This window comes from Bacillus sp. RCC_6_1 (assembly GCF_041360755.1).
Lineage (GTDB): Bacteria > Bacillota > Bacilli > Bacillales > Bacillaceae_G > Bacillus_A > Bacillus_A cereus.
This window is the reverse complement of the sequence record NZ_JBFUPV010000007.1, coordinates 120,309-145,749: the sequence shown is the minus strand read 5'-3', so window position 1 is coordinate 145,749 and position 25,441 is coordinate 120,309. Positions and strand designations below refer to the sequence as shown.

Sequence of the window (25,441 nt, the reverse complement as noted above, 5' to 3'; positions counted from 1 at the left end):
TATTCTATGATTTTTTTCTATTTACTTATATTTTCATTTTTACTGTACTCTACTTCATTAAAAGTTTGCTTATATCCCAGATTGCCTCGTGTGAAAATAAGAATAAGTAAAGCGACAAATCCCAATCCTATCACTACAAATATATCTGTATTCTTTAAAATAGGGTTGGTGGAATGAGTTTGTGCCAAACTAAACGTATTTACACTCGCATGAATTAGCATGACAATAAATAAGTTACCGTGATTGCAGTTATAGACCCAAGTAAGAATGATTGAGATCGACAAACATAGTAAAATAAAAATTGGCAAGTGAATATATAGGAGAGAAAGGTCAGAACCTGGGCCACCCCTTTGTGCAGCTGTTAAGAAATGTGGAAGATGCCAAAAAGTCCACAAAACACTAAGTAGTAATGTAGCTTTTAACGGTCCAAATTTCGATTGTAATCGGGGCAGAGCGAAACCACGCCATCCGATTTCCTCCGGTAAAGGTCCACCGAGAAAGAAAATTGCTACAAAAGAGAAAAGATAGGTTATAAAAAATTCAAAATTAAGGTCACGGAAAGTAGGTACCTCTCCATTTAATATCACCATACCTAGAAACATTGCAGCGGGGATAACGATGAGAGTAAACAAGTACCACTTTAAACCGACCTTAGTAGTGAGAATGCTTTTTCTAACTTTTTTCCATGCCTCTTTGCCTTCAAGAGTTCGAAACATGATACACGCTGCTAACATAGGGCCTGCAAATGCATTGGCAAAAAAGAAAATATCAAATACTTTTGTTTTAGGGAAAATACCCCATTGTGAGAAGATAAATGGAATTAATACAACCCATGAAAATAAATATGCCATTACAAAAAATGAAGTTAACGGATAGGATTCCAAATACCCTCTCAGAATTGTTGATGAGTTTTTTGCTTTTGTTAAATACTTCAACACAATCACCTCTTCATTTATAAAAACCTGCATATGTGCTAATTCCACATGCTTTGATAAAGAACCTTTTTGATGTAATAATGTTCAGTTTTTTGTATGAAAGGAGAGGTACGTTACCAAAGAAATGTAGAAATCTTTTTAAAGAAAATCACCTAACATTGAGTTAACTAGCTTTTAACATTAATTGAATTTTTGATATATCCTCAATCGAATAATGTTTACTAAGATTTAGTTGGAGCCATCCGTACTAAAAATCTACAGAACCACTTCAGTTTTATTACTATGCTTTTCACACAAGGAACGTTTGAGTACCAAAAGACATCTATAAATGCACTATTTAATACAATGCGTACATCAATTTATATCCAATAGTTTTGAAAGCGTTCGCACATTTAAATAGTTAAAGAAAAGGCACTCCTAGGAGTGCCTTTTCTTTAACTTGAACCATGTTCCTATATATGTTCCCCATCCCATAAAAACACTTCCTATAAAACAGGATCCTAGACACCAATAGACTTCATTTGAAAAATAGTTTACATATGTATGGGTGATAACAGTAACGCTACATCATGAATATAAGATGCGTTATGGCTTCTGGTCTAAGAACCTACTTTATAGAAAGTACCTTTCTCATATATTTTACCACATGTAATATTAAGTTTGTTAAGTATTTGGTTAATATGCACAATTACATAGTAAATACCTTTTAAATAGGAGAATAAGAAAAATGCAAAATAAGTGATTCTAAACATATTCCAGATAACCCCTAATTTTTTATTAATTATTTATTTGGCACTCAATAATAGAAGTAAGTACTGCTTGCATTCCATTTAATAAATCTAACACATTCACATCAAACATTTATTTTTATTCACCAGGGGATTTAGTTAATTAGAAAGAAGCATATGCAATAAATAATTCTGTTTTAGATAACATCCAACCACTTAAAAATCCAGTAATAAAAAAGGAGGGAGAAAGTATTTTTTATTGAAGTTTGTTTATAATAGCTTTTTAACTTGTTAGGGGGAATCATAAAGGAGATTAGTAATCTCTTTGATCATTTTTATTTTCCTTATAGTAATGGACTTATTGTATTAGAAAATTCAAATTTTGAAAGGAGTATCAATAAATATGAGTAAGAAAAAAGATACGTGCCTATCAACTTAAGGATAGCAATTAAATGGGTTTTTGTTTAAATAAACTAAACAAAGGGGTGTTCTTTATGTGTACTAGTTTGACATTACAGACAAAAAACGGTCAACATCTTTTTGCAAGAACGATGGATTTTACATTAGATTTCAATCAAGAAGTAATAATAGTTCCTCGAAGTTATCGATGGAACAATATAACAGGTGAAACCATCGAAACGAAACAAGCAGTTGTCGGGATGGGGATTAACTATCAAGGAAGGGTCATTCTGGCAGATGGAGTAAATGAAGCAGGTATGACTTGTGCAACACTCTATTTCCCAGGTTTCGCCACTTATAATGAAAGTATAGATGACAATAAAACGAATCTGGCTCCATTTGATTTTGTGGCTTGGAGTCTCACGCAGTTCAATTCTATTGAAGAGTTAAGAAAGTCTGTTGTTAGTATTTCTTTTTTGGATGTACCATTACCTATTTTAGGACTTACTCCGCCACTACATTGGATTATAGCGGATAAATGGGGAGAATGTATTGTACTAGAGCCGACAACTGAGGGGTTAAAAGTGTATGACAATCCGTTAGGGGTAATGACCAATAGTCCAGAGTTTAACTGGCATCTTCAAAATTTAAGACAATATATTGGTCTTAGATCGCAGCCCTATGAGTCTACACAATGGGGGGATTTATCATTAAGTGCTTTTGGACAAGGTTCAGGTTCAATAGGGCTTCCGGGTGATTTTACCCCACCATCAAGATTTGTTCGGGCAGCATATGGCAAACAAAATATCCAAGGTATAGATAACGAAGAGGAGGGGGTATCGGCAGTTTTTCATATCTTATCAACTTGCGAGCTTCCTAAAGGTGGAGTGATAACGGAAGAAGGAGTATTAGATAATACCATCTATACCAGCGCAATGTGCATGGAATCAGGCACTTATTATTACCATACCTATGAGTGTCGGCAGATTACAGCTGTCAATTTGTTTCATGAAAATTTAGATGCAGATGAGATTACAACTTATCCATTTCAACGAAAACAACAGATTTTTTATGAAAACTAATCGGAATCCTGCAAACCGTTTACAGATGTTAGACTATATCATTTTTGTTGTCTAGTTTACTAAAGTATTACTAAAAAGGAAGGCTGATACCACATGATAGGAATAGAGGGTGAAAAAAGAGGATTTTAAGGCATTATTTAAAGTGAAATAGATAATTTAAAGGAGGAATTTAAATGGATGCAAAGAAAGAACGCAGAAAATACGAGAAGATGTCAAAGAACTATAACCGTATTTATTTCGTTTCTCCTATTAATTTTATTTGTTTGTAGTAGTGTAGTTATCATAGGAGCTACAGGAGGAAAATATGTAGTGTTTTTATTGTTAGTAATTTTACTTAACGCTCGTATTACTAAAGAACCTCAAAAAAGCATGAGCAATATTCAAATAAAGGGCGTATTTAAAATGATACATATCCTGAAAGGAATAAACTAGATGTACATTCAAAATATCCCTATATCATCATCTGTTAACTAGTAAAAGTAACTTTATATAAATAGTTTTTTAGCAATTTAGGAATAGAAACCATACCTTATTAAAATGTTATTTCCGTTCCTATAATGAATTATCCTTCTAGCATATATATAAGATTTATATCATATATTAGGAGAAAGAATGAAAGTTAGAAGGGAGTCTTATAGAGTGAGTTATTTGGAGGGAAATGACGTTAGTGAATAAAATATGGTAAGTGTGCCTAATCCCTACGTATATCAGACATTACAATCAGTAATGGGTAAACATGTGGTTATTGAAACTGTAAGAGGTAATGTAAGAGGAAAGTTAAAGGATGTGAAACCAGATCATTTGCTCATTGAATATACGGTACCGTATATTGTACGAATTCAACAAATTGTATGGATTATGCCAAAACAATGATCAAATTACATGTAATTTGATTTATAAAAAATTGGTTTAATAGACGTCCAAAGAAAAACACAGGGGTTTATCTCTGTGTTTCTTCAAATTTTCTTTTTTGGATATATGCTTGAGCATGGATAATTTCTTTCTGAAGTTCTTTTAATTCTTCCGTAGATCCTGATTCAATCTTCATGTACGTAGTAACTAGACTAATCATCATATCCATCTTTTCTACTATATTTTGAATGACCTGTTCAGATTGCTCTTTTTTAGGGTGCTGTATTGCTATTAAAGCATTTTCTATATAATTGTTCTTTCTTTGCTGGATATCATAAATAAACTGTTTTGTGTTTGAGTTCATTTGCTATTCCTCCATTTTGGATATACTTCTATTCTATCATATTCGAATGGAAAATATTAAATCATCCTAAATGTACACCTGTCCCGCACATCTCCTCAAGTATACAAACTAATCCTTTAATGTAAAGGAAGCTAAGAAAAAATTTTATAAAGAAAAAGCCGATTTCCCTATATATTAAGGGTATCGGCTTTTATTCATATTCTTTTACTTAATTAATTTCTGACATAAAACTTATAATAATAACATTACTTTTACTAGCTAGAAAAGGGTTGATACTGTACATTTTAAAATATCAATTAAGCACTAATATTTTGGTTATGCACTGTTTCACCTTTATGGGAAACATAACTGTGTGCTATCATTCCTAGCATTATTACAAACATGCCATACCAAGATAAAATAGAGGGGAATGAAGAATGTAATAAGATTAGTTCTCCAATAACAGCAAAAAGGACCTCCATAGATTGTGTTGCTTCAACAGTTGCAAGTTTCTGCATATCTCCTTTAACCATATCAGTAGCTTTAAAAAATAAGATAGTTGCAATTACACCAGAGCAAATAGCAACTAAAATAGATTGCATAGTTTGCTCCTTACTAGGTATTCCTGCTGTAAAAAGACCGTACAAGGATAATAAAAACCAAAATGGTAAGCTAGCTAATGTCATTCCAAGGACACGTTGATAAGCATCTAGTCGATCTCCACAAACCTCCATCATCTTACGATTCCCGAGTGGGTAAGCAAAAGAAGCTACAATAACAGGGATAATACCTAACATAATATCTTTTACAGCAAGCGATTTTGCTTGTTCCATTTGCATAAGGAAAATACCAAGAAGAATAATTAATGACATACTCATACCCTTCATTGGAATTTTTCCTCTTTTCTTAATAATTCCATCTGGTGTTTGATAAGTTTGGATAAAAAGAGGAGCTAACAAAGATCCTGATATAATAGTAACTTGCCATGTCCCCGCAATAATCCATCCTGGTGCATGTGCAGCGGCAAAACATAATGGAGCATAAAATAGACCAAAACCTACAAAACTCCATAAAAACCATGCACTTAAATCCTCTCTCATAACTTGTAATAATATTTTTAATTTTTTTCGACTCATAACAAGAAGTAAAAGGAATGGCAGCATGAAAATAAACCTTAATGAAGCACTCCATATCCAGCTACCACCTGATAATTCCATTGCTCGATTTAATATAAATGTGAAAGCAAAAAAGAAAGCAGCACATATACCTAAAAAAAGAGGACGCAAATTTCTCACTTTAATCTACCTCATAAGTCATTAATTTCTCAAGGCTTAACCAGTTTTGTTCTACAAGATGCGCTGTTGTTTCTTTATCTTTATTTTTACACGCCTCTATAATTTGCTGATGTTGTTCTACTGACTTTAGACCATTTATCGAAGTGAACTGAGAAATTTCGAGACGTTGAATCTTAGATATACTTCGTTCTAACGCACGAATGATTTCAGGATTTCCTGCCACATCTAAAAAAACATTATGGAATAACTCGTCAGCTTCAATTGATTTTATAATATCTTTTTTCTCAATAGATAATAGTAAAGCCTTATTACTGAACTCTAATTCTTGAATATCCGATTCTTTTAATAATGGTACTGCTAAACGAGCAGCTAACGAATGTAAAACTGCTACCACAGTAAATGCGTGTTTCGCCTCCTCAATATTTAATGGTGCAACACGAGTAACTGAACCAGGAATAGATTCAACAAGTCCTTCATCCTCAAGACGTTTCAACGCCTCTCTAACTGGAGTACGGCTAATTCCAAATTCTTCTGCTAATTCTTTGTCATTTAAGCGTTGCTCCGGTTGCAGCTCTAATGTAACGATTGCTTTTTTCAAAGTTAGATATACTTCATCTCTAAATGACATACGTTTAATGGGTTTAATAATATCTTTTTTCATAAAACCAATATATCGGATATTGGTTTTATGGTCAACTCTAAATTTTCAATAAAATATACTCGATTATCAAATTCTAAAAACGACCATTTAAGGAACCTTCTTAACGTATGAAAAAACCAAGTTCTTTAAAGAAATAAATCCTTAGCGTACGAAACTCGCGTTTTATTGGTGGGACTCTCTAATTAATTCGCTTAATGGATTCGGTCTCGTCTATTTTGGATACTACTTTATGTGAAATGGAGATATTATTTTTATTTAGGATAGATTTCTTTCGAAATATGTATCTAGAGCCGTATATTAATTTAAATGTGATACGATAATTGTATATATGCATTTAGAAGGTAAAAGGGGATGAGTGTTGATGAAAAACCATACAATGGTAAACGGAAAACTCCTTCAGACTAATAAAAAGTGGTCACATCTCCGGCAAAAACAAAAAGATCATATTTCTAATTGGTTACGTAGGGAATACATACAGTTTGTAAGAACGCATCATCGAAAACCTAGAAAAAACGAGCATGATGAGATTCTTCATGAAGTGATGAGTCAAATACAGGAACAAGAAATATGGATTCCAAATGGTGAAGTGAAAAAATATTATGTAAGCAAAATAGGAAAATGGTTTAGAAAAATAGAAGGTGAATGGGAAATACAAATAGATAACAATGAGCGGCAGCAAGTATTAAAAGAAAAGTAGATACAAATAGGGTGCGTATTTCATGTATAACTTACAAGAAGATATGTATGAACAATTGAAAGAGAAAAAAGGGGAAGTAACTGTATTTTTAGGGAATGGTGTTCCAGTACGTGGGCAGATCCTTGCAACAGATAAAATTACCGTCCTAATAATGGTTCATGGTAAGCAACAACTAGTCTACAAGCAAGTAATTTCCACAATTCTTAAGTAATTCTTTTTCCTTTTTTCGAGAGAAGAGGAAAAAACACAAAAAAATAGAAGATTGAGATCAATCTTCTTTAAAAAAGGAACAGATGACAGATTACTACTCCAACTCTTAATTAATTATAAATAAGCACATATAAATATTCAATCCATTCCAAGTTTTCTCAACATATTTGTCTTTTTTAAAAATTATAATATAAGTAATTCTTTTTATTATTATATATTTGTTCTTTCCTGTTGCAGAATCCTTAAGCTATTAAGGATTCCTTTTCTTGTTTCTAAAATTCAAAAACTACATTGATAAAACACACAGCAAAGCTATGCATACATTTTCTTTAGACAATTAGCTAAATATCATCTAAGCTGTAATTTTATGAAAATATAATAGCTGATTTCAAACGAAATTGGAAATAAACGTAAGTCTATGGCCTGTTTTTATACGTATCTCGGCTATACCCCATCGCTATCAGGTTAAGAAATACATTCTTCCCCAAAACGAAAAAATAAGTTGCCCTCTATCAGAAATACACAAAATTTTCATCCTGGGGGTTTTATAAAATTATTAAGTTGATGGTCATGGGGTACCATCAGGAAAATGCGGGTTTACAACGCTATGCCCATTTTTAAGACGCTTCCCTCGTATTTAAAAACGTTAAGAGAGTTTTAGTGGCTTTAATGAATCTAATGATACTATATTATCCATATTAAAAAGGTATTCTCCTAATAAATTGATATGTTTCCCTCTAAAGGTGACTATAGATAGCTATCGGAAGGGAACAAATAATGCTTTCTTATCATTAGAATTATAGGAAATGAAATAAGACCGCTCCTAATTATAGGAACGGTTATAAATTTATCATGTGCTGGAGGTCAATCCGAATGGTATGGACTACCGTCTCTAAACAGTATGAGCATGAAATTTGACGAGTATACGTAAGAATAGTGGAAGCCGTAACGAATTATTAGTTCGTGGTACTGAAAGTGTAATTGATCAAATGAAATATAAAATCGCATAAGAGTTTGATGTACAACTTGGTGCAGACGCAACCGCTCGTCCAAACGGACTGTTGGTGATGAAATTACAAAACGTCTAGTAGCAATGGCTGAGGAACAACTTGTCGGTCGATTCACTCGCTAATTATATAGTGTATGGATTAGAAGGAGAGATTATAATCTCTCCTTTTTTTATGGGAAAAATCTATGCTCAAATTGTTTTCAAGGAATTTTAAGTAAAAGTACAAACTACTCTTCTAGATAGAAAGAGCTGAGCTAATAGTTAGGAATTCATCATTTTGATGAGAACATACTTAATAATAAAAAGCAGTTAGCAAAAGCTAACTGCCATAAGAACATTACATCCATGAATTTAAGGAGTACACATAGTATGTACAAAAGCTTCAAGTTTATGTAACTAAAATTAAAATAGAGCAGTTAGTGGTAGCAACTGCTCTATTTCATACAACCTGGATAAGGAGCGAGTTGTAATATTTAGTATAGATGAAATGCTCATTTTTATTCGAAAAATGAATTATATTAACTAGTTATTACGTGCTCTTGATCTGCAATTTCACTATCAAACGTATATGTTTGGTTAAAATATTCACAATAAAAACAAAGTTAAAGGGAAAGGAACAGAAGCTATTATAATTTTTTGGAGAAATACTATAAAAAAATGCCTAAATTAAAAGTAACCTTTTTGTATTGAGCAATAAGATCAGATAGAATATTTCTCATCTATTTCAAAAATGATTGTTAAAGTTAACTTATAGGAAATGAGATAAATAATTGAATTCGACATTAAAAAGAGCAGCTAGCAAAAGCTAGCTACTCGATAACCGATTTGTTCTAAAACAGGTTAGTTATATTTTGGACAAATCTTTAAAAAATATACAACATAAATGCCCTAAAAACACAGCAACAAGGGGCTAATATAATATTTATATTATATAATTTTTACATCCTAATATAAGAAATGACATTAGTTAATTAGAAAAAATCATTTTTTATACCAATTTTGCTTATTAATTGTTTATTACATTTAATAATTTAAATAATTTTATTAAAATAAACGGTGCAACGCACATTAATCTAACTGCTGTACATGTTGAAGAGTAGGTAAGGAAGATGTTTACTATCGCTTAGAAGAAATATAGGAATAGGTTTATAAGGGTAAAGCTTCAATTCGGTTATATCAAAATTTTTAGGAAAGAGATAAATGGTAGAAAGAATGAATAAATAAACAAATTCTTAAAAACTATTATTACGTAGGGGGAAATCTATGAATAAGATAATAACGTTAACTTAAAAATTTCTTTTTTATCTTTAACGTATTATTCTTAGAATGACATAATTCCTCCAAATAAAAGGGGAAATCAAATATGAAATCATCAATAGATAGTATTCAAGAAAGTAAAAGATTAAAAAATCAACAAAAGGGAAAGAAAGCAACATGGAAATCGATGTCTATGTTTTTAGTTCCCTTGCTTTTAAGTAACATATTACAATCAGTTGGACAATTATTTGGTATGGTGGTAGTAGGACGATGGCTTGGTATGAATGAATTAGCTGCCATTTCAGCATTTTTTCCATTATTCTTTTTGCTTGTTTCGTTTGTAATTGGAATTGGATCAGGTAGTTCGATTTTAATTGGTCAGGCATTTGGTGCCCGTAATGAAGATCGTTTAAAAGCCATAGTTGGTACGACGTTGACATTTACCTTTATAATAGGAGTTATTTTGGCAATAGCGGGAAATGTATTTGCACTGAACATTATGCGTTTTATGGGTACACCAGAGAATATAATTGATATGAGTGTACATTATGCACGTATTTTATTTAATTCTATGCCAGTTTTATTTCTATATTTCTCTTATACAACATTTATAAGAGGTACAGGAGATTCTAAGACGCCATTTTATTTCTTAATTGTTAGCACAGTCTTAAATATAATTCTATTACCTATTCTAATTTTTGGTTGGCTAGGAATACCAAAACTTGGTGTGTACGGAGCAGCGTATGCTTCTGTTATTTCAACCATTGTAACATTTATAGTTATGCTTATTTATTTAAAGAAGAAGAATCATCCACTGAACTTAGACGAGGCTGTACGGAAATATCTTCGTATGGATTTGGATCTATTAAAACTATTATTACGCCTTGGAATTCCAGCGAGTATTAATATGATTCTTGTTTCATTATCTGAGATTGCGGTAATCGCATTTGTGAATCGTTTTGGTTCTGAGGCGACTGCTGCATATGGGGTTGTAAACCAGGTTGCAAGTTATGTTCAGATGCCTGCGGTCAGTCTTGGAATTACAGTATCTATTTTCGCTGCGCAATCTATTGGTGGGAAACAATTTAACCGATTACAGGAAGTCATTCGCGCTGGAATTGTTATGAATTATATAATTGGTGGTATATTAATCGCTTTTATTTACTTATTCTCAAGAGAAATATTATCGTTATTCTTAACGAACTCGAATACAATTGAAATTGCACATAGTTTGGTGATGATTACACTTTGGAGTTACTTAATTTTCGGTCATGCTCAAATTATTGGTGCGACAATGCGAGCAAGTGGAACTGTATTATGGCCCACTATTATCGGTGTCGTATCTATATGGCTTGTAGAAGTCCCCGTTGCTTATTACCTTTCTTATCATACGAATCTTGGTATAAAAGGAATATGGATTGGGTATCCAGCAGCATTTATTGTAAGTTTATTTTTGCAATATGGATATTATAAACTTTCATGGAGGAAGAAACGAATTTCACGACTTGTTAGTTAGAATAGAAGGTGAAAAATGATATTCTCTTATAAGTTGTCAGTTTTAGGAGTATGGCTACAACATCATCAAACTAATAAAACCGAGTTACCCTCAAACGGGAGTATGTTGGTTTTATATTGTAAATTCAATTTCATCCTTTCATACTTATCTTTAGAAGTTCAACTCAATTTTTCATGCTGGAGAAGAATATATTTATTAAATTGATAGGAATAGGACAGATTATATTTCGATTTGAGATTACGAACAATAAGGAGTTAAAAAAAGCAAAAATAGCTACATACTATGTAGCTATTTTTGCTTACATAAATTTAATTAGTAACCAGAGTCTTCTGAAGTAAGGTTATCTATCATTTTATAATCGTATTTTTGTAATGGTTTTTCAGCAGGACCTTCAAGTACTTCTCCTGTATATGAGAATCGCGAACCGTGGCACGGACAATCCCAAGAACGTTCTCCATTGTTCCATTCAACTTCACATCCAATATGGGTACAAGTTGTATCTACAATATGAAGTTTACCTTCTGCATCTTTATAAGCTCCTTTTCTATGTCCATCAATATCAACGACAGCTCCTTCATCGTTAGATAAATCACGGATACATTTTTGTGGAATCTCTAACTTTCCTTTAATTAAGTGACCAACAACATTGGCATTTTCGACTAAGAAGTTCTTTAAACTTGGATTCATATGGAAACGGGAGGGAGTATATAATTCCCGATATTTGTTTTTTTCTTTTAATATGATATCTCGGAATAAAAGGGCAGCTGCAGTCCCATTAGTCATACCCCATTTTCTAAATCCAGTAGCAATTAATATGTTTTTTTGATCAGAGGTGATTTCACCGATATAAGGAATTTTGTCTAGTGTAATTAAATCTTGGGCTGACCAACGATATGAAATGTTTTCAAGTCCAAAAACTTGTTGACCGAATATTTCCAAGGCTTCATAATGTTTTTGTGTTTCTCCGCCCTGTCCCGTTTTATGACTTTCTCCAGAGATAAGAATGAATTCTTCCCCATTAATTGTTGTGGAACGGAGAGAACGTGTCGGTTCATCTACACTAATATACATACCACCTGGATAATTTGTTCTTGTCTTAGCAGCAATTATATAGGATCGATCTGCATGCATTCTCGTAGAGTAAAGTCCTGCGCCTTCATAAAAAGGGAAATGGGAACAAGAGAGAATATACTTTCCTGTAATTTGAGCTCCTCCACGGGTAAGAACCACAGGTTTTTCTCCTGTTTTTATATTTACTGCTGTGGTATTTTCAAAGATGTATCCACCTTTTTCTGTAATTATATTTGAAAGATGGGCTAAATATTTAAGGGGATGGAATTGCGCTTGATTTCTCATAACAAGTGCATTATGTATTTTTAAGTTAATAGGAAGTTTTTTTACAAGTTCGCCTTCAATACGAAGCTCTTTATAAGCTTCTGCTTCTTTTTCTAACTTAAATGCATATTCTTCTGTTGTGGCATACAGGTAAGCATCTTGTTGAGTGAAATCGCAATCAATGTGATGTTTATTAATTGTGGTTTGAATGAATTTTAAAGCATCAATGTTTGCTTCGTAATACAATCTTGCGGTAGTTCTACCGGTATATCTGATAAGCTCGTCATAAATCATATCATGTTGAGCAGTAATTTTAGCTGTCGTGTGTCCAGTCGTTCCATTTAATAATTTGTCTGCCTCTATAACAGCGACTTTTAGACCTTCATTTACTAGAAGATAGGCAGAAGTAATGCCAGTAATTCCTCCTCCTACAATAATAATATCGACCTGCATGTCATTTTCTAAGGAAGGGTATTCTGGTAAATGAATACTGCTCGTCCAATAAGATTCGGCATTATGGGGTAATATTCCACTGTAATTCTCATTATTTGTCACTGTAAATCCTCCATCCAAAGTTTTATAGTTCTATTATTTCCACTTATTAGAGAGGTAAACTTTGAGATTAGAAAACAACAAAAGAACCTAGATGGTTCTTTAAAGAAATAGCTTAGTGTCATTTAACGGTTCCTTAATCCATTTTTCAATTTCAGAAGATGTTCTTTTCATCATAATTCTAAATAGCTGTTAATTTAGCGGTATTCGATAGATTTTGTCATACTTAAAATCATTAAAATTTCTTCAAAACAGTATTCTTTTTTAACTTTTAAATCTTATCTCAAACCTACAATTATGTTGGATTATAAAGCATGTACCTTTAGTAGCAACATGTTTTTATATTAGTTAATTGCGTTTGATATACTGCTTTGGCTCAGTGCAACGGATAATGGGTTCAATTAAAGGGTATTATCAAAAAGAATACTATAAAACAATTTAAGAAATAGATAAGGGGTGAACAAGTGGTGGAAAACATGATAAATGAGGATAACTTTGGTTTACAAAGGCAACCTTCTCAAAAAACGGTTGGTCAATATTTATTCGATTGTTTAAAATTGGAGGGCATTACCGAGATTTTTGGTATTGCAGGAGACTATAATTTTACACTTCTTGATACTTTAGAGCGTTATAAAGGTATCCGCTTTATAGAAGGGCGGAACGAACTAAACGCGGGCTATTCTGCAGATGGCTATGCAAGAATTAAAGGGATGTCCGCTCTTATTACAACTTTTGGAGTCGGAGAACTCAGCGCTTGTAATGCTATAGCTGGGGCTAATAGTGAGCATGTACCAATCATTCATATAGTGGGTGCGCCTCCCGAAAATGATCAAAAAGAGCATAAGCTGATGCATCACACTTTAATGGATGGGAATTTTGATGTTTTTCGCAACATGTATGAGCAAATTACTGCATACAGCACGGTGCTTACGCCTGAAAACGCTAAAATTGAAATTCCAGCCGCAATTCAAATTGCTAAAGAAAAGAAAAAGCCTGTATATCTTGTTGTGGCCGATGATTTAGTGACCAAGCCGATTAAAAATCGTGTAGAGCCAACACAACAGCGCCCAACATCTAATTTGAAAACTCTTCATGCTGCGGTCAATCATGTCCATAAGCTACTAGATCGTGCACATAGACCAGTTATACTGGTGGATGTAAAAACCATGCGTTTCGGTCTTCAAGCGGCAGTTCAACAACTGGCAGACACCATGAATGTTCCTGTTGCAACGATGCTGTACGGAAAGGGAGGATTCGACGAAACCCATCCAAATTATGTGGGAATGTACTTAGGATCTTTTGGAGATTCTGAAGTTCAAAGTAAGGTAGAAAATGCAGATTGTATCATCGCAATTGGTATGGTATTGGCGGATACTAATACCGCAAGTTTTACCTCAAAACTAAACCAGCTAATAACGGTCAATATTCAACCAGATATGGTTAAAATTGCTGAGGCAGAGTATCCGAATGTTCTTGCAACTGACATGTTACTTGCAATACAGAATGTGGGTTATAAGGGACAAGGGTTGGTAGAAAAAATGTCATTCCCTTACGACCAATTAAATACTAACACCGATGTCCCTCTAATAGCGGCGAACTATTATCCACGTTTTCAGCAGATGCTGAAAGAGGAAGACATTGTAGTTGTCGAGACCGGTACATTCTATTACGGAATGGCAGAGGTGAGACTACCGAGCGATGTAATATATATTGGGCAAGGTGGTTGGCAGTCCATCGGTTACGCAACCCCCTCGGCGTTCGGTGCTATTATGGCTGTGCCTGAACGCCGAGTGTTTCTGTTTACAGGGGATGGAGCCTTACAACTGACAGCTCAAGAAATCAGCACCATGCTTTATTATGGATGCAAGCCTATAATTTTTGTCTTAAACAATGATGGTTATACGATTGAAAAATATTTGAATGTAAAAACAAAAAATCAAAAGTACAACAAAATTCCTCAATGGTCTTATACTAAGCTAGCGGAAGTTTTTGGAGGCAATGCGCTTACAGCTACAGTCCGTACCTACGGAGAGCTTGATCAGGCAATAAACCAAGCTGTAATAGAAAGTACTGAAAAACTCTGTATTATTGAAATGATTGTAAAAGATCCAATGGATGCATCTAGATATATGAAAAAGATGCGCAATTATATGGAGAAGCAGGAAATGCAGCGTACTCAGCAATAGTCTTGAATAGACCAGGAAGATAAGTCTAATTTTTTTAGAGGAATTCTGAAAAATTGTTAGGTGTATTTTAAGATATAAAGTTGATGAATGTTCGATATATTAGGAAGAAGCGTGTTTTGAAGAAGATAATCATAACACGCTTTTTTTATATTCAATTGCCATCCCTTATTTGATACTAATAGCACAGTCCAAATCATATTCTTATAATAGAAAGGGGTGTAAAGTTAATTGATAAAAGTAAAAGTTCGTTTACAACCCATTGTAAGTAAGATAAATCTACCCACTGTTTTAAGAACAACTATACTTCCAGGTGATTCAATTGAAAGATTATTTATTGCAACCCAAATAGGAGAAATCTTTTACATAGGAGACGGAGAAATAAGAACTTTTTTAGATATTCGGTCTCGAATCATAAAATTAGGGAAGTCTGAACAAGGTGGATATGATGAAAGAGGGTTGCTAGGACTAGCGTTTCATCCACAATTTTATTATAATGGTTTGTTTTATCTTCATTATTCATTAGCTGGAACACAAGGACCGGGCGCTCTTGCTGAACCTTTTAAGCCTAATCCATGTGACCTAAAAACGTTAAATTTAAGATGGATAAACAGGGAAACTCAATATGATCATATTGATACCGTAGAAGAATGGATTTTACAACCGAATGGTCAACCGCAAAAAAGACGTACATTACTTAATATAAGAAGGCCATTTCTTAATCATAATGGGGTTAATAGCCTAAGTTTTTCACCTGAAACTGGGGCACTTGTTTTAACAACTGGAGATGGTGGATCAGGCTATGATCCATTTAATTTAAGTCAGGATGATATGGAGATAGCCGGTAAAATAATTGAAATTGATGTAGCTAAGAATACACTTATCAATAATCCCCCTGTAGTCACACGTTTTGATGAACTTCCCTCATCTATTCAGGAAACTCTTACGGTAATTGCTAAAGGCGTTCGTAATATCACAGGTATTTCATTTCAAAGGTTTTATAATCAGTATATTAAATATGTGGGAAATGTTGGGCAAGATTTGGTGGAATCAATTTTTTCATTTGTTCATTATAGACCTATACCAGTCACTCAACTTGTTCAAGCTTCTTTAATGATGAGATCTACTTCTGATCAAGACGGATTTATTAACTTTGGTTGGCGTGGATGGGAAGGGAATTTTCCTACTTCTTTTATAAGACGCTGTGCTTCAACTCCCACTTTAGATGAAAAAATAATAGCTTATTATAATGAAACAGTTAAAACGTCAATGAAGCGGCTTCAACCATTCATTAGTTATTTTCATAAAGGTTCAGGACCTGATAAGTTTGATGGAACTGCACTTACAGGTGTCCAACCATATATGGGAAATGGAATTCCGAATTTAACAGGAAGTATTGTGTTTACCGATCTTACTCGGAAGGAAGAATCTAACTCCCCGGTTAGAGGGGGTTTAGCCTATACTCGTCCTAGTATAGATGGTAAATTAAATGATTTTAGTGTTATTGAAACCGATTATAATTTTGGATCTCAATCAGCTTATTATGTTAATTTGGGAACAAATCTGAATCAAACTAGATTATATTTAGGGGTTTATGAATCTACAAATGTGACTGATTTAAACAAAGGTACTATTTTTGAAATTGTTCTATAAGACATTACCATAAAAATTCAAACGGTAGGGCATGTTATATCTTTATGAAAATAAAGAGAGGGCATTTCAAAATAAATATAATTGCGAATTTAGAAAAAGGGTATTCAGCAATATCTTGCAAAATTTATGTTCATGAATTTATAGTAATGCCAATTGAATTAGCTGCTATTTTAAAATATTTTCAGAGGAGCAATCATTCTTACAATTTTATTATAAAGGCAATACCGCATAAAATACGTGGGAATGAATAGTATAGAAAATGACTGTTTGGATATTTTTGGGTGGTGATTTTAATCAAATGGTTTGTCCGTTATTGGTATCAATCAATGAGAGAGATAGATGGAGACCATATTCACTTGAAAAAGCTCCCTTTTGCAGCCAACTTGGTTATTACAGCCTTGCTGAGTACGCTTGCTGCCATGTTTCAATCAGCAGGAGGCTTGATGCCGGGTATAGGCTACTTAATTAGTTTTTTAGCGACATTACCAATTTTTTTAGTTACGTTCCTTTCTATTCGTCAAGGAATCCTTTCTTATATCCTTACAATTCTCCTTTTATTTATCATTCAGCCGAGTGAATTAATTATTTTTCCATTTACAACAGGTTTATTAGGTATAGCTATAGGTGTGTCTTTTTTCCAATTGAATAAGAGAATTTTGGTTGTTTCTTTTTCATCAATATGTCTACTGGCGGGGATCATGGTGATATTGTATGTATTCCGCTTCCCAGTACTGGGCCCTACTGTTAATACAATTATAGATGCAAAGGTTATTGCAATAATATTTATATTAAGTTTTTTTTACTCCTGGCTATTCGTTGAACTTTGTAGGGTATTTTTGAATAGATTGTACCGTTTTTTATAAATATTGACTAAATTCCATTGAACGAATAAGTGTTGTAATATTAGACGCTTTAAAAGGAGGGGCAAGATGAAGCTAGCTTTTAGTACAAATGCATTTACAACATACACATTACCCGAAGCTATTTCAGAAATTGGAAAGTTGGGGTATAAAGGGGTTGAAATTTTAGCGGATGTTCCTCATGCTTTTCCACCTGTACATACTGCTGATTGGGTAACTGATGTACGACAAGAAATAGAAAAATATGGCCTCGAGGTCTCAAATATAAACGGAAATACAGCAGCTGGATTTTTTCCATATTCTACTGGAGAACCTACATTTGAGCCTTCATTATGTAATGCAAGAGAAGAGGTGAGGAATCAGAGAATTAAATATACAAAACAATTAATAGATTTAGCTGTAATAGTAAATGCCAAAAACATCAGTATTACAAGTGGAAAGTGTCTTTCAGGAAACCCGCCAGATCAAGCAATTAATCATCTTATAAATTCACTAATAGAGATTATGGACTATGCTGAACGATGTGAAATCAACGTAGGGATTGAGTACGAACCTGGTCTTTTAATAGAAAATGGAAAAGAATTGAATGAATTAATTCAAATAGTGGGATCAAATAGGCTGGGCGCAAATCTTGATCTCGGGCATGCAGATGTAATAAGAGAGGATATTCCCACTTTATTATCAAGTTTAAAGTCTAGGATATGGAACATCCACCTAGAGGATATAGCAGATCACAAACACTATCATCTTATACCTGGTCATGGGAATATTGATTTTAATCAATTATTTAATTATGTAAAGCAAATTAAATATAAGGGATTTATTACAGTAGAATTATATACCTATTGCAATGATCCAGTACTGGCAGCAAAGGAATCTATAGAATTCCTTACACCATATTTTAAGAATAGCCTTTTATGAGGGGAGATAATTTATGAAATATTTTGATCCGCACATCCATTGTTATTCTCGTACAACCGATGATTATGAAAATATGAGTCTGGCCGGTGTACGCGCTGTTGTAGAACCCGCATTTTGGCTTGGAAGCGAACGCCGTTATCCTGAAACCTATTTTGATTACTTCCAACATTTGCTTACCTTTGAACCTGAGCGTGCTAAGCAATATGGAATCACTCATTATTGTTGTTTAGCTATGAATCCAAAAGAAGCAAATAACATTGATATTGCCTATCAAGTAATTGATGGATTGTCCGAGTATTTGCAACATGAACGGTGTCTTGCAATTGGAGAGATTGGATTTGATAGGATTACTCCTGAGGAAGAAGATGTGATGCGGAGACAAATGAAATTAGCTAAGGACCTCGATATGTTGGTTATGGTGCATACTCCCCATCAAAATAAGCGGGAGGGAACAAGAAGAACAATAGAAATCCTAAAGGAAGAAGGGCTTGAACCTGATAGGGTATTAATAGATCATAATAATTCAGATACTATTGATCTTTCCGTTGAATATGGAGGCTGGAGCGGAATGACAATTTATCCGACGAAAGTTTCAACTGATGAAGCAATTGAAATAATCGCACATTACAGCATAAATAAGATTATGGTTAACACCGCAGCAGATTGGGGACCATCTAATCCTCTTAATGTTGTAAAAACTGCGCTCGAGATGCGAAAGAAAGGGCATGCGGAAAATATCATTCAAGAACTAGTTTGGAATAATCCAGTTCGTTTTTATGAGCAATCTGGAAAATTAAAACTAGATTCATAAGGGGTGAAAAGATTATGAAACTTGCATATAGCAGTAATGGATTTAAAAGATATGACTTGTTAAAAACAATAGATGTATTATCTGAAATTGGATATGAGGGTATAGAAATCTTACTAGATATCCCGCACGCTTTTCCACCTGAGGTAACGAATGAGAAAATACTCATGATAAAAGACAAGTTGAAACAAAAGAACATGACTATATCAAATTTGAATGCATTCATGCTGTATGGAATAAAAGATAATTGGCACCCGTCTTTTGTAGAGGTAGATGAAACAGAAAGAAGACAACGTATAGAGCATACTCATAAATGTATTGACTTAGCTCAAAAACTTGGTGCAAAGACACTATCTACCGAACCAGGGGGACCCCTCATCAATGTAGGGAGGGAATGGGCAAATAAAGTTTTTATTTCTGCAATGGAAGAATTGGCTGATCATGCTGAAAAGTCTGGCGTAACAATCCTTGTTGAACCTGAGCCTGATTTATTAATTGAAACATCAGATCAATTTATAGAATTTAAGAAGGCTGTTCCTTCGCAGGCAATTGCATTAAATTTTGATATAGGACATTTCTTTTGTGTTGGAGAAGATCCAGCTGCATTGGTTTATAAATTGCTACCATATACACAACATTATCACCTGGAGGATATTGCAGCGAATCGCGTACATGAGCATCTAATTCCTGGTCACGGTGCTATTCCTATTCTAGAAGTTTTACAATCTATAAAGAAAACGGGTTATGACGGTTTTATTACCATTGAATTATACCCTTATGAAAATCATGCAATATCGGCCGCCAAAGAATCTTATGACTATGTGCAAAGTATCCTTAACAGCCTATGAGAAAAATTCGTACGTATTTTGAACTGATAAGATTTCCAAATACCTTTACAGCGATGGCAGATATATTGGCAGGCACCTGGATTGCAGGAATAGTTTTGAATCAAAGTTATTTTAGTAAGATTATTCTTCTAATGTTAGCGAGCGCATGCATATATGCGTCAGGGATTATTTTAAATGATTTTTTTGACTTTGAAATAGATAAAAGAGAGCGTCCTGAAAGACCTTTACCATCTGGTCGTATATCAATTCGTTCTGCTTTATGTTTTAGTTTTGTGCTTCTTACTGTAAGTATCATATCTGTATGTTTTGTTTCAGGTATCAGCTTTTTGATTGCTTGTATCCTCATTATGTTGGTATTTGTATATAATCGCTATTCAAAGCAGTATGATGTTTTAGGACCAATAACGATGGGGCTTTGTAGAGGCGTTAACTTGTTACTAGGATTGAGTATTGTACCAGATAAATTAGTAGAATTTTGGTGGTTAGCGGGATTAGGATTTATATATATTTTCACTGTTACTGTAATGTCTAAAGGTGAGGTTGGATCCGGCCTCTATCCTATACGAGTAAGAATTATGGCAGGAGCGGTCTTAACATGTGCTATTGCTATTTTGCTTTTGCATTTCTATGGTGTATGGGGAACAACTGTTATTACGGTAATAGTTTTTTTATTATGGACTTTTTCAGGGATTTTACCAGCATTAGCAAATCCAATATCATCTAATATTAAAAAAGCAGTAGGAACATGTATAATTGGTCTTCCATTATTGGATGGAGCAATTGCTGCTTCATTTGGAGGATGGCCAGCTTTCTTTTCAGTATCTTCTTTCCTAATTATAAGCTATATCATGTCTCATATCTTTCCCGTTACATAGATGAAAGGATGATATCTATGGAGAAAAAGAACGTGGTTGTATTAGATATTATTAGTTTGACGGAGGAGCATCTAAATGATGCTGAATTAACCCCAAATATTCAGAAGTTGCTAGATAATGGCCAGCACGCAAAAATTAAACCTGTATTTCCGGCTGTAACTGGTTCAATGCAAGCTACGTATATTACTGGAACCTCACCAGCTGAACATGGCATTATTTGTAATGGTCTTCCAAACTGGGATACTAAAGAAATAACAATGTGGAATCAAACGATGCTACCAATTCAAGGTAAAAAGATATGGGAGAAGTTGAAGGAAGAAGATTTGGCAGCTGAAACAGCAGTGTTGTTTTGGCAGTTCAGTAAGTTGAGCACAGCAGACTATGTAGTTACTCCTGCCCCAATTCATCTCGATAAAAAAACAATTATGTGGTGTGATTCAAAGCCGAGGGGGCTATACGAAAAATTGAGGGGGAAATATGGGGAGTTCGATTTGAAGAGCTTCTGGGGACCGCTCTCTTCAGTTAAATCCAGTGAATGGATATTAGATGCAGCAATAGATGTTTTAGAAGAATATAAACCAAGATTATCACTTGTATATCTACCCAATATAGATTATAACGCACAAAGGTTTGGGCCTGAAAGTGAAGCTGCGAAGAGATCCATTAAAGAAATTGACAGTTTAATTGGAAACTTTGTCGAGCAATTGGAAGAGCGCAACTTGAAGGAGCAAACACGGCTAGTTATTTTATCAGAATACAACTTTAAGACAGTTAATAGACCTATATTTATCAATCAAACGTTAAATAAAGAGGGATATGTGGCTATCAAGCATGTCGAAAATATGGATTTTCTCGATTTGGAGATGTCGAAAGCCTTTGCTTTAGCAGATCATCAATTGGCTCATGTGTATATTCAGGACTCACGTGATATTGGGGTAGTTAAAGAAATTCTCGAAAGAACACCAGGTATAGCCGAGGTATGGGGAGAAGAAGAGAAACGGGTTCATAAGATTAATCACGAGCTTTCGGGGCAGTTAATTGCTATTGCTGAACCTGACAGTTGGTTTGTGTACTACTGGTGGTTGAACGATGAACAGGCACCAGAATTTGCATACAATGTAGATATTCATAGGAAGCCTGGTTATGATCCAGTTGAGCTGTTTGTAAATTCAAAAACATTCCAAATACCACTAGAACCTGAGCGAATCAAAGGATCTCACGGTTTACCAGCAAAGGACAAAGGAGATTATGTGTCACTTGTAGTAACAGGGAGAGATTTTGAACTTCCAGATACATTAGAAGCGACCGAAGTTCATGGCTTGTTGCTAAAGCTTGCGAGAAATTAGAAGGGGTGAAAAAATGACATATCAGATGGGTGTGTTATTTGTCGGAGTGCTAGGTGCCGTTGCAACAACAACGATTTCCGGAATCTTTGCAGTCAATCAAAATCTTGCTCCACTAAGAGGGGTTATTTCTACAGAGAAAGAATTCGAGACACTACAGCTAACTCCAATCGATCAGATTGCTTTTGGTGGATGGGATATACAAAAGGATTCATTGATAGAAGTAGTACAAAAATATGGTATCATTCAGGAATCTATTTTGAAGAAAATTGAAATGAAACTCAATGATGTTCCTATTTGGCAAGCGCCACTAGCTAATGTAAATGATTTTGTTAAAGGGGTCTATAGTCTGACAGGAGAGCCTGAGAACTTAATGAGCGCAGTGAATCAAATTCAGGCAGACATTGAAGAATTTAGAAAAAAATATAATCTTGAGAGAATTGTTGTAATAAATACTGCTTCAACAGAAGAAAAGACAAAAAATCATTCGTTATATCAGTCATTAAAAGCATTTGAGACTGGGTTAAAGGAAAATTCACCAGATATTCGACCGGGCATGCTTTATGCTTATGCGGCAATAAAATCAAAATGTGCCTTTGTAAATTTTACGCCGAGTGTGATGACTGAGATACCAGCACTACAGGAATTAGCAGAATTACAGGCTGTTCCGACGGCAGGAAAAGATGCAAGAACAGGTCAGACTTTATATAAACATGTTTTAGGAAAAATGTTCAAACAGCGTGGATTGAATATTGTCGGGTGGTATAGTACTAATATCTTAGGGAATCAAGATGGTGCAATTTTGGAACATCCAACGCATTCCTCAACAAAAATTGATTCAAAATCCATTGGGCTAGAAAAAATATTGGGGTACAGTAATTTTGATCATAAAGTAAGAATTGATTACTTTCCTGTTCGAGGAGATAGGAAAGAGGCATGGGATACCATTGATTTTGAAGGTTGGTTAGGGGAACGGATGACAATGAAAATTAATTGGTTAGGTATTGATTCGATCTTAGCCGCTCCTCTAGTAATTGATCTGTCCCGTTTTATGGATCATGCACTTAGAGAGGGGGAAGTAGGAATAATGAAACATCTTTCACTCTTTTTTAAATCACCAGTTGGAACAGAGGAGTATGCCCTTGATCAACAATATCAAACATTATTAGAATATGTGAAGAATTTCGAAGATAATGTTTAGTATTTTTAGTGATCTAAGAGCTGAAAAAATATGAATGTATTATTTGGGATAGATATCGGTTATATTATCTGAAATAGGGAATTAATTAGGAGGGCTTAGTTAGAAGGTGTTTTTAATGCCATTCATTTAATATAAAATGCCCCCACAACTATTAGTGGGGGCATATGAAATTCTATTGTTTTAATGTTTATACTAGAAAGTTCTTAATTCATGCCATAAATAGTAGTTTTTAAAAATTATTCAATTTTATTTTCAAATCTGTACAGTCTTCTCTTTCATCATACTCAATGTAAGCTATGTGACCATCGGGGCGAATTAAAATGACCTCAATATTTTTTAATTGATAATCCTGTATTTCTCCTACAACCACCTTTTTGTGCGAATCAATGTTCATTTTATCTATTTCTTCTTTATAAGAAGGATGTATTAATAAAATATATTTACCATCTTGCATCAATTTAAAGAGTTTATAAGTTTTCTTATTTTGAGAAGAAATAGTAAGGTTTGTACATCTTTTCCCTATCAATGGATGCTTTTCTTTCGTATGCATAGAGGAATATAGAACCCCTAAGCCACTTACTCTTTCAGCTAATTCTTTATTCACCTCTGGGTATGTGAGTAAATGCGAGAATAACTCTCTTAATTCTATACCTGCATTTGAAAAGTTTATCATTAATTGTTCTTGTGCTTGTACTTCCTTGAAAAATTGTTTTCCCACAGCATGTCGTTCAATATGATAACTTTCTAATAGGCTTTCATATTTTTTTTGTTTTACAGCGAGTCCCAATTTCCATCCTAAATTAAAAGCGTCTTGTAAACCTACATTCAAACCTTGTCCTCCTGCAGGGAAATGAATATGCGCTGCATCACCTGCCAAGAATACACGCTTATGTTGATAAGTATTTGCTAGTTTGGTTGCATTTCCAAAACGAGAAAGCCATATTGAGCTTTTAATTTGAATATGTTCACCTGTAATACTATAAATACTATCTATAAGCTCTTTTTCTGTGACAGCAACATGAACAGGTATTGTCTGATTCGTAGGATCTACAATTGCAAAACGAAATACATTAGGTGCAATAGGTACCATTATTATTATCCCATTTTTATTGGATGTAGAAAAAAATGGGTTATCCGGTACATCTTCTAAAATGACATCACCTAATATAGCAGTAGTTGTTGTATCTGTTCCATTAAAAGATATATGTGATAACTCACGAACTACGCTTCTTGCGCCATCAGCGCCTACTACATATTGAACTTCTATTTTATATATTGTTTCTGCTTGTTCTATTTCTAGTTGTACGAATGTTTCATACTGTTTTAAATCTTTTAAAGTATGACCACGTTTAATGTCTACACCTAATTCTAACGCACGCTCTTCTAATATTTCTTCTGTAATAGATTGGGGAATAAAAAGCGTATATGGAAAATCAGTATCTAAATTTTTAAAGTTTAATCTTGTATCTAGGGCAGCAAAATGGCTTGTATCTGATTTTTTCCCTCTAGATAAAAATCGATTTTCAATACCTCTCATAGCCATTAATTCTAAGGAGCGGGGGTGAAGTGTGAGTGCTCTAGAATTTCTTATCCGATTTAATCTTCTCTCTACAACGACAACTTTTACACCTTGAATAGCTAATTCACATGCTGTCATAAGTCCAACCGGACCACCGCCAACTACTGCTACATCATAATAATTTTCCATGTCATACCCTCCATTTTTTTACTTAATTAAGAGCAAATACAAGAATTTGCACAATGGATTTGTAAACGATCTCTATTGTGCAAATATAATTATACTCAATTTTTGTTTCCTTGGAAACTAAAATGGATAACTTGAGATTTTTCCTATATCAAACATTCGATATGAAGGTT

20 protein-coding genes and 3 pseudogenes are annotated in these 25,441 nt (G+C 33.9%); 17 read left to right on the top strand and 6 right to left on the bottom strand.

What is annotated here, in order from left to right; translation table 11 throughout:
• Window positions 1-17: 17 nt before the first annotated feature.
• On the bottom strand, window positions 18-968 hold the full coding sequence (locus AB6801_RS20030; RefSeq protein WP_330939361.1) for a CPBP family intramembrane glutamic endopeptidase: 951 nt from the start codon (window positions 966-968) through the stop codon (window positions 18-20).
• A 261-nt stretch (window positions 969-1,229) separates the two neighbouring features.
• Between AB6801_RS20030 and AB6801_RS20025 the strand changes: the two are divergent.
• The 4 genes and pseudogenes from AB6801_RS20025 to AB6801_RS20010 form a co-directional block, all read left to right on the top strand.
• A pseudogene (locus tag AB6801_RS20025) lies at window positions 1,230-1,307 on the top strand (DUF4879 domain-containing protein); the annotation flags it as partial.
• 850 nt (window positions 1,308-2,157) lie between these two features.
• Window positions 2,158-3,144, top strand: a complete 987-nt coding sequence (gene bsh / locus AB6801_RS20020) for a choloylglycine hydrolase (protein ID WP_102956918.1) — start codon at window positions 2,158-2,160, stop codon at window positions 3,142-3,144.
• A 173-nt stretch (window positions 3,145-3,317) separates the two neighbouring features.
• Window positions 3,318-3,545, top strand: a pseudogene (locus AB6801_RS20015) (hypothetical protein).
• 277 nt (window positions 3,546-3,822) lie between these two features.
• Entirely contained in the window at window positions 3,823-4,017 is a 195-nt protein-coding gene (locus AB6801_RS20010; protein ID WP_000255396.1) for a YuzF family protein, read from the top strand.
• Between the two features lie 67 nt (window positions 4,018-4,084).
• Here AB6801_RS20010 and AB6801_RS20005 read toward each other — a convergent pair whose 3' ends face one another.
• The 3 genes from AB6801_RS20005 to AB6801_RS19995 form a co-directional block, all read right to left on the bottom strand.
• Window positions 4,085-4,360 (bottom strand): hypothetical protein, encoded by a 276-nt coding sequence (locus AB6801_RS20005; protein ID WP_001087710.1) that lies wholly within the window; start codon window positions 4,358-4,360, stop codon window positions 4,085-4,087.
• Window positions 4,361-4,656: 296 nt separating this feature from the next.
• A complete protein-coding gene (locus AB6801_RS20000) occupies window positions 4,657-5,625 on the bottom strand; it encodes a DMT family transporter (protein ID WP_086412725.1) in 969 nt (322 codons plus the stop codon).
• Between the two features lie 10 nt (window positions 5,626-5,635).
• Window positions 5,636-6,295, bottom strand: a complete 660-nt coding sequence (locus tag AB6801_RS19995) for a GntR family transcriptional regulator (RefSeq protein WP_000710778.1) — start codon at window positions 6,293-6,295, stop codon at window positions 5,636-5,638.
• Between the two features lie 361 nt (window positions 6,296-6,656).
• Here AB6801_RS19995 and AB6801_RS19990 point away from each other — a divergent pair, with 361 nt between their 5' ends.
• From AB6801_RS19990 to AB6801_RS19975, 4 genes and pseudogenes are all read left to right on the top strand, one after another.
• Window positions 6,657-6,992 (top strand): hypothetical protein, encoded by a 336-nt coding sequence (locus tag AB6801_RS19990; RefSeq protein ID WP_000788719.1) that lies wholly within the window; start codon window positions 6,657-6,659, stop codon window positions 6,990-6,992.
• 22 nt (window positions 6,993-7,014) lie between these two features.
• Window positions 7,015-7,203: an RNA chaperone Hfq gene (gene hfq / locus AB6801_RS19985; RefSeq protein ID WP_000282530.1), complete on the top strand. Its 189-nt coding sequence runs from the start codon at window positions 7,015-7,017 to the stop codon at window positions 7,201-7,203.
• 922 nt (window positions 7,204-8,125) lie between these two features.
• Window positions 8,126-8,334, top strand: a pseudogene (locus AB6801_RS19980) (alpha/beta-type small acid-soluble spore protein).
• 1,240 nt (window positions 8,335-9,574) lie between these two features.
• The gene (locus tag AB6801_RS19975; protein ID WP_000842523.1) at window positions 9,575-10,984 is read left to right on the top strand and encodes an MATE family efflux transporter; all 1,410 of its coding nucleotides are present in this window, start codon (window positions 9,575-9,577) and stop codon (window positions 10,982-10,984) included.
• Window positions 10,985-11,296: 312 nt separating this feature from the next.
• On the opposite strand, the gene AB6801_RS19970 is transcribed toward AB6801_RS19975, so the two are convergent.
• Window positions 11,297-12,874, bottom strand: a complete 1,578-nt coding sequence (locus AB6801_RS19970) for an FAD-dependent oxidoreductase (protein WP_097842671.1) — start codon at window positions 12,872-12,874, stop codon at window positions 11,297-11,299.
• A gap of 464 nt (window positions 12,875-13,338) precedes the next feature.
• On the opposite strand from AB6801_RS19970, the gene AB6801_RS19965 reads away from it, so the two are divergent.
• From AB6801_RS19965 to AB6801_RS19925, 9 genes are all read left to right on the top strand, one after another.
• Window positions 13,339-15,057 carry an alpha-keto acid decarboxylase family protein gene (locus AB6801_RS19965; RefSeq protein ID WP_330939362.1) on the top strand — a complete coding sequence of 573 codons (1,719 nt, stop codon included), beginning with the start codon at window positions 13,339-13,341 and terminating at the stop codon, window positions 15,055-15,057.
• Between the two features lie 228 nt (window positions 15,058-15,285).
• Window positions 15,286-16,707: a PQQ-dependent sugar dehydrogenase gene (locus AB6801_RS19960; RefSeq protein ID WP_330939363.1), complete on the top strand. Its 1,422-nt coding sequence runs from the start codon at window positions 15,286-15,288 to the stop codon at window positions 16,705-16,707.
• Window positions 16,708-17,033: 326 nt separating this feature from the next.
• The gene (locus AB6801_RS19955; RefSeq protein ID WP_330939436.1) at window positions 17,034-17,570 is read left to right on the top strand and encodes a hypothetical protein; all 537 of its coding nucleotides are present in this window, start codon (window positions 17,034-17,036) and stop codon (window positions 17,568-17,570) included.
• A 66-nt stretch (window positions 17,571-17,636) separates the two neighbouring features.
• Window positions 17,637-18,488 carry a sugar phosphate isomerase/epimerase family protein gene (locus AB6801_RS19950; RefSeq protein ID WP_136986037.1) on the top strand — a complete coding sequence of 284 codons (852 nt, stop codon included), beginning with the start codon at window positions 17,637-17,639 and terminating at the stop codon, window positions 18,486-18,488.
• Between the two features lie 13 nt (window positions 18,489-18,501).
• Window positions 18,502-19,299, top strand: a complete 798-nt coding sequence (locus AB6801_RS19945) for a TatD family hydrolase (protein WP_103652916.1) — start codon at window positions 18,502-18,504, stop codon at window positions 19,297-19,299.
• Between the two features lie 14 nt (window positions 19,300-19,313).
• Window positions 19,314-20,144 (top strand): sugar phosphate isomerase/epimerase family protein, encoded by an 831-nt coding sequence (locus tag AB6801_RS19940; protein ID WP_103652915.1) that lies wholly within the window; start codon window positions 19,314-19,316, stop codon window positions 20,142-20,144.
• Entirely contained in the window at window positions 20,141-21,019 is an 879-nt protein-coding gene (gene eboC / locus AB6801_RS19935; RefSeq protein WP_330939364.1) for a UbiA-like protein EboC, read from the top strand. Before AB6801_RS19940 ends, eboC begins: the two co-directional genes overlap by 4 nt.
• Before the next feature lie 17 nt (window positions 21,020-21,036).
• Window positions 21,037-22,365, top strand: a complete 1,329-nt coding sequence (locus AB6801_RS19930; RefSeq protein ID WP_330939365.1) for an alkaline phosphatase family protein — start codon at window positions 21,037-21,039, stop codon at window positions 22,363-22,365.
• 13 nt (window positions 22,366-22,378) lie between these two features.
• Window positions 22,379-23,563 carry an inositol-3-phosphate synthase gene (locus AB6801_RS19925; RefSeq protein ID WP_330939366.1) on the top strand — a complete coding sequence of 395 codons (1,185 nt, stop codon included), beginning with the start codon at window positions 22,379-22,381 and terminating at the stop codon, window positions 23,561-23,563.
• Window positions 23,564-23,792: 229 nt separating this feature from the next.
• Here the strand turns inward: AB6801_RS19925 and AB6801_RS19920 are convergent, their stop codons facing one another.
• Window positions 23,793-25,271, bottom strand: a complete 1,479-nt coding sequence (locus AB6801_RS19920; RefSeq protein WP_330939367.1) for an FAD-dependent oxidoreductase — start codon at window positions 25,269-25,271, stop codon at window positions 23,793-23,795.
• Window positions 25,272-25,441 lie beyond the last annotated feature (170 nt).

Bases quoted from the DNA above. Each gene is read 5' to 3' on its own strand.
- AB6801_RS20030 (WP_330939361.1), bottom strand. From the start codon at position 968: ATGCAGGTTTTTATAAATGAAGAGGTGATTGTGTTGAAGTATTTAACA.
- bsh (WP_102956918.1), top strand. From the start codon at position 2,158: ATGTGTACTAGTTTGACATTACAGACAAAAAACGGTCAACATCTTTTT.
- AB6801_RS20010 (WP_000255396.1), top strand. From the start codon at position 3,823: ATGGTAAGTGTGCCTAATCCCTACGTATATCAGACATTACAATCAGTA.
- AB6801_RS20005 (WP_001087710.1), bottom strand. From the start codon at position 4,360: ATGAACTCAAACACAAAACAGTTTATTTATGATATCCAGCAAAGAAAG.
- AB6801_RS19995 (WP_000710778.1), bottom strand. From the start codon at position 6,295: ATGAAAAAAGATATTATTAAACCCATTAAACGTATGTCATTTAGAGAT.
- AB6801_RS19990 (WP_000788719.1), top strand. From the start codon at position 6,657: ATGAAAAACCATACAATGGTAAACGGAAAACTCCTTCAGACTAATAAA.
- hfq (WP_000282530.1), top strand. From the start codon at position 7,015: ATGTATAACTTACAAGAAGATATGTATGAACAATTGAAAGAGAAAAAA.
- AB6801_RS19975 (WP_000842523.1), top strand. From the start codon at position 9,575: ATGAAATCATCAATAGATAGTATTCAAGAAAGTAAAAGATTAAAAAAT.
- AB6801_RS19955 (WP_330939436.1), top strand. From the start codon at position 17,034: ATGAGAGAGATAGATGGAGACCATATTCACTTGAAAAAGCTCCCTTTT.
- AB6801_RS19950 (WP_136986037.1), top strand. From the start codon at position 17,637: ATGAAGCTAGCTTTTAGTACAAATGCATTTACAACATACACATTACCC.
- AB6801_RS19945 (WP_103652916.1), top strand. From the start codon at position 18,502: ATGAAATATTTTGATCCGCACATCCATTGTTATTCTCGTACAACCGAT.
- AB6801_RS19940 (WP_103652915.1), top strand. From the start codon at position 19,314: ATGAAACTTGCATATAGCAGTAATGGATTTAAAAGATATGACTTGTTA.
- eboC (WP_330939364.1), top strand. From the start codon at position 20,141: ATGAGAAAAATTCGTACGTATTTTGAACTGATAAGATTTCCAAATACC.
- AB6801_RS19930 (WP_330939365.1), top strand. From the start codon at position 21,037: ATGGAGAAAAAGAACGTGGTTGTATTAGATATTATTAGTTTGACGGAG.
- AB6801_RS19925 (WP_330939366.1), top strand. From the start codon at position 22,379: ATGACATATCAGATGGGTGTGTTATTTGTCGGAGTGCTAGGTGCCGTT.
- AB6801_RS19920 (WP_330939367.1), bottom strand. From the start codon at position 25,271: ATGGAAAATTATTATGATGTAGCAGTAGTTGGCGGTGGTCCGGTTGGA.